The organism is uncultured Intestinibacter sp. (genome assembly GCF_902468165.1).
Lineage (GTDB): Bacteria > Bacillota > Clostridia > Peptostreptococcales > Peptostreptococcaceae > Intestinibacter.
Map to the genome: position 1 here is coordinate 1 of NZ_CABQXJ010000099.1, position 9,059 is coordinate 9,059.

A 9,059-nucleotide genomic window follows, 5' to 3' on the forward strand; every position below is an offset into this window, starting at 1 on the left:
AAACAGCTCCTATATATAAATATAGGAGCTATTTTTTCATCACTTTAAAGGGCTATTTTGTTAACCTAAATTAACTACTGAAATAATAGTAACATATTTTATAAGGATTATCAATATAATTTGATACTAATTCTCATTTTTTGTTAATATTTTTTATTTTAAGAAATAGATAGCCATTTTCAATTCATAATATTTTATCAAAATATTTTCTATATATTTTTTAATCTTCTATAAAATAATAAAAATCATCACAACCAGATTCAGCAAAATCATATAATACATTTTGCTCAAAACACATTGCATCATCAAATGATATATAATCTTTGTAGTTTGCTATTAACAATTTGTTTATATAATCTCTGTCTCTTTTTGAATAAGTTCCAACATATAATTTATCTTCCATTACATAATAAACTGCTTTTAAGTCATTATTTATTACATATACATTTTGTTTTACATGATTGTTATTAAAGTTAAATCTAGTGAAGAATGTCCCCTCGTCTAAATGGCTTTTCATCATAAAAGGATTATCTATATAGAACTTGTCCACAAACTCGTCGTATTCTTTTAAATTATAAATATCTACAAACTCATTTTTAGATATTTCATCAAATACTTGGAAATCATAAAGTGGCTGTTTATCAGTAACAAATATTGATTTTACTTTGTATTCATCATTCTCTTTTTCTATATTAAATGCGATTTTACAGACATAATAACCATCGCTATCTTCATAAATTGGCTTACTTATATATCTGCCATTACCTTTTTCATAAACTGTATTTTTAAGAAGTGTTCCATTTATATTAGTAATATGCATATATGCAGTTTCTTCATTTTCACAGAAATATCTAAGTGCTTCTCTATCCCACGCAATAAATCTCATAGTCATGAAGTTTATAAATTCTACTTCGCTAGTCACTTTTCTGCATAAAATAGGGAACATCTCTTCCATTGTAACTTCTGTTTCGTAATTTTCTATTATATTCATATAATACTCTTCACCATCTGGAAGTGGCTTTTCATATTCTAAATTTTTGCGTCCAAAGTATTGGATTAAAAATAGAGCTCTATCTTCAGATATAAATATTCTATTTTCTCCTAATCCCCCCATTAATCGCTCTTCTTCCATATATGCTTCTTGTTTTGTAGGATTTTCTAATCTTACATAATCACAAAAACCTAACCCTTCACAATCTAAAAGATAGTATTCAAATACTTCGTTATTTTCATCGCTATATTTTGTAATAAGTCCCATACTTCCCATAAGTCTAGACCTTGTTATTTTTGCATATTCAAAATTCATATATTCTCCTCTCTAATCTTATCTAAAAAGTCTTTATCTTTAATTATTAGTTCTATTTTTAAATATAATACAACTATAATATATCATTTTAATTATATTTTATAGTCTTAGTATATTATTTACACAAAATATAATATAATATAAGAAAGCATAATTAGGGGTGATCTTTATGAAAAATACAGCAGCCTTTTTTGATATCGACGGTACAATCTATAGGGATTCGCTTATGGTTGAACATTTCAAAAAACTGATTAAATATGAAGTTGTTGATGAAAAAGCATGGGTTGACAATACGAGAGACATTTTTATGACTTGGGATAGAAGACAAGGAAATTACGACGATTATCTTCTAAACTTGTGTGATTTATATGTTAAATCACTAATGGGATTAGATAAATCAGCAATAGATTTTGCAACAGACCAAGTAATCAAATTAAAATCAGAAAGAGTTTATACTTATACTCGTTCTAGAATTAAGTGGCATTTATCACAAGGTCATAAAGTTATATTTATCTCTGGTAGCCCCGATTTTCTAGTAAAAAAAATGGCGGAAAAATATAATATTACAGATTATCGAGGCAGTATATATGTATTTAAAGATAATGCATTTACTGGTGAAGTTATCCCAATGTGGGATTCTGTAAGCAAAAATAAGGCTATTGATGAACTTGTTGAGAAGTACAACTTAGACTTAAATCAATCATATGCTTATGGAGACACAAACGGTGATATTAATATGTTGAGACGAGTTGGTAATCCAATTGCCATAAATCCTACAAAGGAGCTTTTACTTCACATAAATCAAGATGAGACCTTAGCAAAAACTACTAAAATTATAGTAGAAAGAAAGGATATAATCTACTCTCTTGATCCAAGTGTGAAATTATATGAAAATGATTTATAAAATTTAATCGAGGAGGATTAATTAATTATGAAAAAAATATTTAATATTATAGAAATACTTAGCGATTTAAAAGATTTAGAAAAGAAAATCTATCTAGATTCTCCAGAAGTATTTGTTGATTTTGCGGACAGAATTTCTGACAATAATCTAGATGAAATGGTTCTTTTCTTTGCAACTAAATACGACTATCTTTCAATAGTCAAATTCATTTTAGATAATGATATAATCAACTTGAATAATCCTTCTAAAAATCAAGAGTATGCTACTATAAAAGAACATATTTTAGCAGCTGCAGTACAATTTAATGCAAAAGATATTTATGATTATATATTAAAATTCGATAGTTCTAATAAAAATAAAGAAGAAAGTAATCCTGAAGATGAATTAGAAACTTTCTTAAAAACTATGGGAGAAAAATTATCTGATTTATGCGGTCAAGTTGACTTAGGTGGAGCTTATTATGGTGGTCAAAGTGAACAACCAAAAAAAGAAGAAAAAGCAAAATCTACTCCTAATAAAACTGATAAAACTGAAACTGTTAAAAAATCAGAAGATACTAAAAAAGAATCTACACCTACTGAAAATACGGATACAAAAGAAAATACTACTATAAATGGATATGAACCTAAATTCATATGTCCTAATTGTAGTTGCAACATCTTTGAATCTGGTTATTCAACTGTAGAAAAGGTAAATTATAAATATTCTAAAGATGGTAAAGGATTAGTAGTTACATCAAAAGAACAAGAAAATGGAGTAAATTGTTCAAAATGTGGATACACTATAGAACAGTTAAATCCTGCATTTTTGGAAAATATATGCACAGTTCAAAACTGTAAAAAATGTGGTAAAGACCTTACTGCTGCAGGTATAGTTACAAAAATGAAAACTGAGTACGATAATGAATCAAATAGTTTCATAACATCTAAAAAAAGTTTCCACTGTGCTGAATGTGATACTGAGTTAACTGATTACCAAGTTAATTACTTTAAATTATAAAATTAATTATTAAAAAATAACTTTTTATACGAAACTGTGAGTTAAATAATCTATTTTTCTCACAGTTTTTTTGTATTCACCTTAATTTCCATAATTTTACACACAATATGTTTTTATGCTAAAATATAAGTAATTCCATACTTTCCAAGTATGAATTTTATATTTTATTTTAAAGGAGAAGTTTTATGAATATAAGAAATTTAATCGATAAACTGGCAGATACACATATATTAACTAAGGAAGAATTAGTTTATATAATAAAAAATATAAATGATGAAGATAGAAAATATCTACATAAAAAAGCATCCTGTCTAAGGGATAAATACTATAGCAATAAAGTTTATTTAAGAGCTTTAATCGAGTTCACTAATTATTGTAAAAACGACTGCTATTATTGTGGAATTAGAAAATCAAATAAAAATGCCGACAGATATAGACTCTCTCTAGATGAAATTATGGAATGTGCTGATATCGGTCACACTCTTGGATATAATACTTATGTTTTACAAGGTGGCGAGGACCCATATTTTACTGATGATAAAATTGTAGAAATCGTAAAATCAATAAAATCCAAATATCCCAATTGCGCAGTTACACTATCTATAGGTGAAAAAAGTTATGAATCATATAAAAAATACTATGATGCAGGTGCAGATAGGTATTTACTTAGACATGAAACTGCAAATGAAGAACATTATAAAAAACTTCACCCAGGATGTATGTCACTCCAAAACAGAATTCAATGTTTAAGAAACTTAAAAGAAATCGGTTATCAGATAGGTGCTGGATTTATGGTTCATTCTCCTTATCAAACACCAGAAATTTTAGCAGAAGATTTGCTATTCTTAAAAGAACTGGACCCACATATGGTTGGAATAGGCCCTTTTATCCCACATCACGATACTCAATTTAAGAATGAGCCTGCAGGTACTGTTGAGGAAACTACACTAATGCTATCATTAATTAGATTATTACTTCCTACTTGCCTATTGCCAGCAACTACAGCCTTAGGAACAATAGATCCAGTAGGTCGTGAAAAAGGATTTGATGCCGGCGCTAATGTTGCCATGCCAAACTTATCACCTACTTCTTCTAGAAAAAAATATGAACTTTATGACAATAAAATATGTACAGGAGATGAGGCAGCAGAATGTCGCCACTGCATCGAAAATAGAATAAATATTGCGGGATATGTACTAGATATGTCTCGTGGAGATAATATAACTTGGTCAAGAAAATAATATAATTAAAAGCTAACTATAGACTGTATTTTTGTTTTAGTTAAAAAAATTCGCTTCGCTCATAGCGCCAACGAATTGAAGATTCCATTGCTTTAGTTAATAGGTTAGAAATTAAAAAAATAGCTGGAATAACTTAAATTTAAAGTTATATTCCAGCTTTTATATTAGTTATTATACTTGTATTTTATATACTAACTAAGGGATACCATTTTTATAAGTTATCCTGGGGATATGGCAAGCCTTTGGCCTGACTTGCCATAGTGAGTTTTTCACTTTGTTAAGAGTTATTTTATATAAATCTATTCAAATAAAGTTGTTGATAAATATCTTTCACCAGTGTCTGGTAATAAAACAACTATATTTTTGCCTTTGTTTTCTGGTCTTTTAGCTAGCTCTGTTGCAGCGTAAATTGATGCACCAGATGATATACCAACCAACAAACCTTCTGCTTTTGCTACTGCTCTCGATGCATTAAAAGCATCTTCATTTTCAACAGGAATTATCTCGTCTACTATATCTAAATCTAAAACTTTAGGTACAAATCCTGCACCTATACCTTGAATCTTGTGAGGTCCTGGTTTATGACCAGAAAGTACTGCTGATGTAGCTGGTTCTACTGCAACTATTTTTGCATTTGGATTTTGAGATTTTATATATTTTCCTATACCAGTAACTGTTCCTCCAGTACCTACACCTGCAACAAATATATCGACCTTTCCATCTGTATCTCTCCATATTTCTGGACCAGTAGTTTCAAAATGGATTTTAGGGTTAGCTTCATTTTCAAATTGTTGTGGAATAAATGCATTTCCATACTCTTCTTTTAACGCTTCTGCTTTTGCAATAGCACCCTTCATTCCTTCTACTCCAGGTGTTAATACTACTTCTGCTCCTAATGCAGAAACTATTCTTCTTCTTTCTATACTCATTGTTTCTGGCATAGTAAGTATTAAACGAAGACCTTTTGTTGCAGTAACAAATGCCAATCCTATACCAGTATTTCCACTAGTAGGTTCTATTATTACTGTATCTTTATTAATTTTACCTTCCTTAATAGCAGTTTCTATCATTGCATTTGCAACTCTATCTTTTACACTTCCAAGTGGATTGAAGTATTCAAGTTTCGCTATTAAATTTGCTTCTAATTTATTTTCATCTCTATAAGTTCCAAGTTCAAGTAAAGGTGTATTTCCTATTAAATCAGTTAGTTTTTTAGCTATTTTAGACATTTTATTTTCCTCCTAAAGATCTTTCAATCTTTTTATCTATATATCTACTATTTAACAGATTTAAATGCTTCTTCTAAATCTTGTATAATGTCATCAATATGTTCTGTTCCTATTGATAAACGTATAGTATTTGGTTTTATACCTTGTTCTAATAATTCTTCTTCACTTAATTGTGAATGTGTTGTAGATGCTGGATGTATTACTAATGATTTAACATCTGCCACATTAGCAAGTAATGAGAATAATTCAAGATTATCTATAAAATCTTTTGCTTTTTGAGCATCTCCTTTTATCTCAAAAGTAAATATTGAACCTGCACCATTTGGGAAGTATTTTTTATATAATCTTTGTTGTTCTGGATCATCTGTTATAGATGGATGATGAACTTTTTCAACTTGTGGATGATTATTTAAATATTCAACAACCTTTAATGCATTTTCTACATGTCTTTCAACTCTTAGTGATAAAGTTTCTAATCCTTGTAAAAATAAGAATGCATGGAATGGTGAAAGTGTAGCTCCTGTATCTCTAAGTAATATAGCTCTTATTTTTGTTACAAAAGCTGCTGGTCCAACTGCTTTCGTAAAGCTTACTCCATGGTAACTTGGATTTGGGTCAACTAAGCTTTGGAATTTGCCAGATGCTTCCCAATCAAATTTTCCTCCATCTACTATTACTCCACCGATTGTTGTTCCATGACCTCCTATAAATTTAGTTGCAGAATGAACAACTATATCTGCACCATGTTCTATTGGTCTTATTAAATAAGGTGTTCCAAATGTATTGTCTATCACTAGAGGTATTTTGTGGTCATGTGCTATTTTTGATATTGCTTCTATATCAACTACATCTGAGTTTGGATTTCCTAATGTTTCTATAAATACTGCTTTCGTATTTTCTTTTATTGCATTTTCTATGGCTTCTTTATCCGCTGGGTCAACAAAAGTAGTTGTTACACCGTATTCTGGGAATGTATGTGCTAAATAGTTATATGTTCCCCCATAGATATTATTAGCTGCTACTATATGATCCCCATTTTGAGCTAAGTTTTGGAATGTATAAGCTAGTGCTGCTGCTCCTGAAGCTACAGCTAATGCTGCTACCCCACCTTCAAGTGCTGCCATTCTTTGTTCAAATACATCTTCTGTTGGATTAGTTAATCTTCCGTATATATTCCCTGCATCACTTAATCCAAATCTCGCAGCTGCATGGTCACAGTTTTTAAATACATATGAAGATGTTTGGTATATTGGAACTGCCCTTGCATCTGTAACTGGGTCTGGTGATTCCTGACCTACATGAAGTTGTAATGTTTCAAATTTTAACTTTCTATCTTTTCTACTTATTTTATTTGACATTTTGTTATCCCCCTGTATATAAATATTTATTTTAATCTTTATATTTTCCATTTCCTACCTGTTTGGTATGCTTTAATAGTAGTTCATAAATCCTACTATGTCAATATGAAATATGGTATTTTTTTACATTTAAATTTTTACACAAAAAAACCGCTTAAAATCTTAGTTATTTTAAGCAGTTCTATATATTTCTTAAATAATATAATTATTATTTTTATTTATTTGCCATTGAACCAAATCTTCAAGTGTCACATTGTCGACAACATCACTTATAGCCTTATCTAACATCTTCCATAGCTCCAATGTAGCACATTGTGCTTGTCTACTACATTGATTTATATCATCATCTAAACATGCTACAGGACTTAAACTTCCCTCTGTTAATCTAAGTATCATCCCCGCTGTATATTCTCTTGGATGTCTTGCTAGTCTGTGACCTCCTTGAGGACCTCTAACACTTTTTATGTACCCAGCTCTATTTAGTATAGATATTATTTGTTCTAAATATTTCTCAGAAATCTCTTGTCTTTTAGCAATGTCTTTTATTCTTATACATTTCCCCTCGTCATTTATTGCCAAGTCAATCATTAGACGTAATGCATATCTTCCCTTTGTTGAAATTTTCAAATTACCCATCTCCTTAAAAAATATTTTACCCTTAAAAAAATAAGTTTTTTAACTTAACAAACCTTTGTTTCGTATATTATTATTTAGTATAACATATTTTTTTGAACAAACAAAAAGGACCCATATATTTTTTTTGGAGGGGTCCAGTTCGTTAGGTTTGGTATATTATTTTTTGCTCTAAAGCTATAGATAATTACAATCTCAATAATATAATTATTTTATATAATTATATTGCTTATTTTTTAATTATTTATTTGTATATATTATTTAATAAAACAATATATTTTTTGCTAGTTTAATTTGATTAACTAGATATTTTCAATTATAATTATATCGTCAAGATAACTTTATTTCTATCAGTATCTTAACGAAAAAATATCAATATATTAACATATAAGGGGTGAATTTTATGCGTCCTAATAAAATGGTTTTAAATGACAAATTAGAAGATATTAGTATTGAAAAAATGTATTCATTCCCCTTTGAAGTTAGTTTTAGTGAAATTAGAAATTTTTCTAAAGGTTATGTTAAACTTCATTGGCATGATGAAATACAAATATCAATTGTAACTAAGGGGTCTATAGAGTTTATAGTTGGGGAAAAGTCATATATTTTAAAGAGTGGTCAGGGAATTTTTATAAATACACAAAGAATACACATGGCTAAAAGTGTTGGTGATAAAGATTGTATCTATCATTCTGTAATATTTAACCCTAAGTTATTAAAAACTTTCCCTGGAAGCATAATTGAACAAAAGTACATCGACCCCGTTATTACAGCAGATAATTTAAATTCAATTGAAATTTATGGGGAAAATAAGTGGGAAAAAGAAGCATTAAAATTCATTATGGATATAATAACTGCTGACATATCAAAATCTAGAGGATATGAATTAGAAATTTATATAAATTTAATGAGATTTTGGCTTTTATTAGTACTGAATGAAAATGATATATTTTCTCAAAAAACAGAACCCAAACCAATCAATGAAGAAAGGGTCAAAGATGTTTTATCCTTTATTCATAAAAATTATAGTAATAAAATCACTCTTCAAGATATTGCTGATTCTGTATTTGTTAGTAAAGGTGAGTGTTGCAGATTTTTCAAGAAATCACTTAAAATGTCACCTTACGATTATCTAATTAATTATAGAATTAACGAAAGTATGAAATTATTAAAAAATACCAGCTTTTCTATACTAGATATTGCTGAAAATGTAGGGTTCAACAATGTAAGTCATTATATACAAATATTCAAAAAGAAAACAGGTCAAACACCACATGAATATAGAAATTCATAAGATTTAAATATATAAAAAGAGTATTAAAATGCTTTAATAAACAATAGATGAACTTCAAAGAAACCGGATTATATATTATTATATATAATCCGGTT

8 protein-coding genes are annotated in these 9,059 nt (G+C 28.7%); 4 read left to right on the forward strand and 4 right to left on the reverse strand.

The window, feature by feature from the left end; genetic code table 11:
• Nucleotides 1-220: 220 nt before the first annotated feature.
• Nucleotides 221-1,306 (reverse strand): hypothetical protein, encoded by a 1,086-nt coding sequence (locus RDX53_RS13100; RefSeq protein ID WP_195931452.1) that lies wholly within the window; start codon nt 1,304-1,306, stop codon nt 221-223.
• Between the two features lie 169 nt (nt 1,307-1,475).
• Here RDX53_RS13100 and RDX53_RS13105 point away from each other — a divergent pair, with 169 nt between their 5' ends.
• The 3 genes from RDX53_RS13105 (at nt 1,476) to hydE (ending at nt 4,450) form a co-directional block, all read left to right on the forward strand.
• The gene (locus RDX53_RS13105) at nt 1,476-2,210 is read left to right on the forward strand and encodes an HAD family phosphatase (protein WP_195931453.1); all 735 of its coding nucleotides are present in this window, start codon (nt 1,476-1,478) and stop codon (nt 2,208-2,210) included.
• 27 nt (nt 2,211-2,237) lie between these two features.
• Nucleotides 2,238-3,209: a hypothetical protein gene (locus tag RDX53_RS13110; protein ID WP_307994308.1), complete on the forward strand. Its 972-nt coding sequence runs from the start codon at nt 2,238-2,240 to the stop codon at nt 3,207-3,209.
• Between the two features lie 185 nt (nt 3,210-3,394).
• The gene (gene hydE / locus RDX53_RS13115; protein WP_207743877.1) at nt 3,395-4,450 is read left to right on the forward strand and encodes a [FeFe] hydrogenase H-cluster radical SAM maturase HydE; all 1,056 of its coding nucleotides are present in this window, start codon (nt 3,395-3,397) and stop codon (nt 4,448-4,450) included.
• Between the two features lie 299 nt (nt 4,451-4,749).
• On the opposite strand, the gene cysK is transcribed toward hydE, so the two are convergent.
• The 3 genes from cysK to RDX53_RS13130 form a co-directional block, all read right to left on the reverse strand.
• Nucleotides 4,750-5,679 (reverse strand): cysteine synthase A, encoded by a 930-nt coding sequence (cysK, locus tag RDX53_RS13120; RefSeq protein WP_195931455.1) that lies wholly within the window; start codon nt 5,677-5,679, stop codon nt 4,750-4,752.
• Nucleotides 5,680-5,726: 47 nt separating this feature from the next.
• Nucleotides 5,727-7,037, reverse strand: a complete 1,311-nt coding sequence (locus RDX53_RS13125) for an O-acetylhomoserine aminocarboxypropyltransferase/cysteine synthase family protein (RefSeq protein WP_195931456.1) — start codon at nt 7,035-7,037, stop codon at nt 5,727-5,729.
• 192 nt (nt 7,038-7,229) lie between these two features.
• Complete coding sequence (locus RDX53_RS13130) at nt 7,230-7,673, reverse strand: Rrf2 family transcriptional regulator (RefSeq protein WP_334297270.1); 444 nt, start codon at nt 7,671-7,673, stop codon at nt 7,230-7,232.
• 400 nt (nt 7,674-8,073) lie between these two features.
• Here RDX53_RS13130 and RDX53_RS13135 point away from each other — a divergent pair, with 400 nt between their 5' ends.
• Entirely contained in the window at nt 8,074-8,964 is an 891-nt protein-coding gene (locus tag RDX53_RS13135; protein ID WP_195931749.1) for a helix-turn-helix domain-containing protein, read from the forward strand.
• The last annotated feature ends 95 nt before the right edge of the window (nt 8,965-9,059 follow it).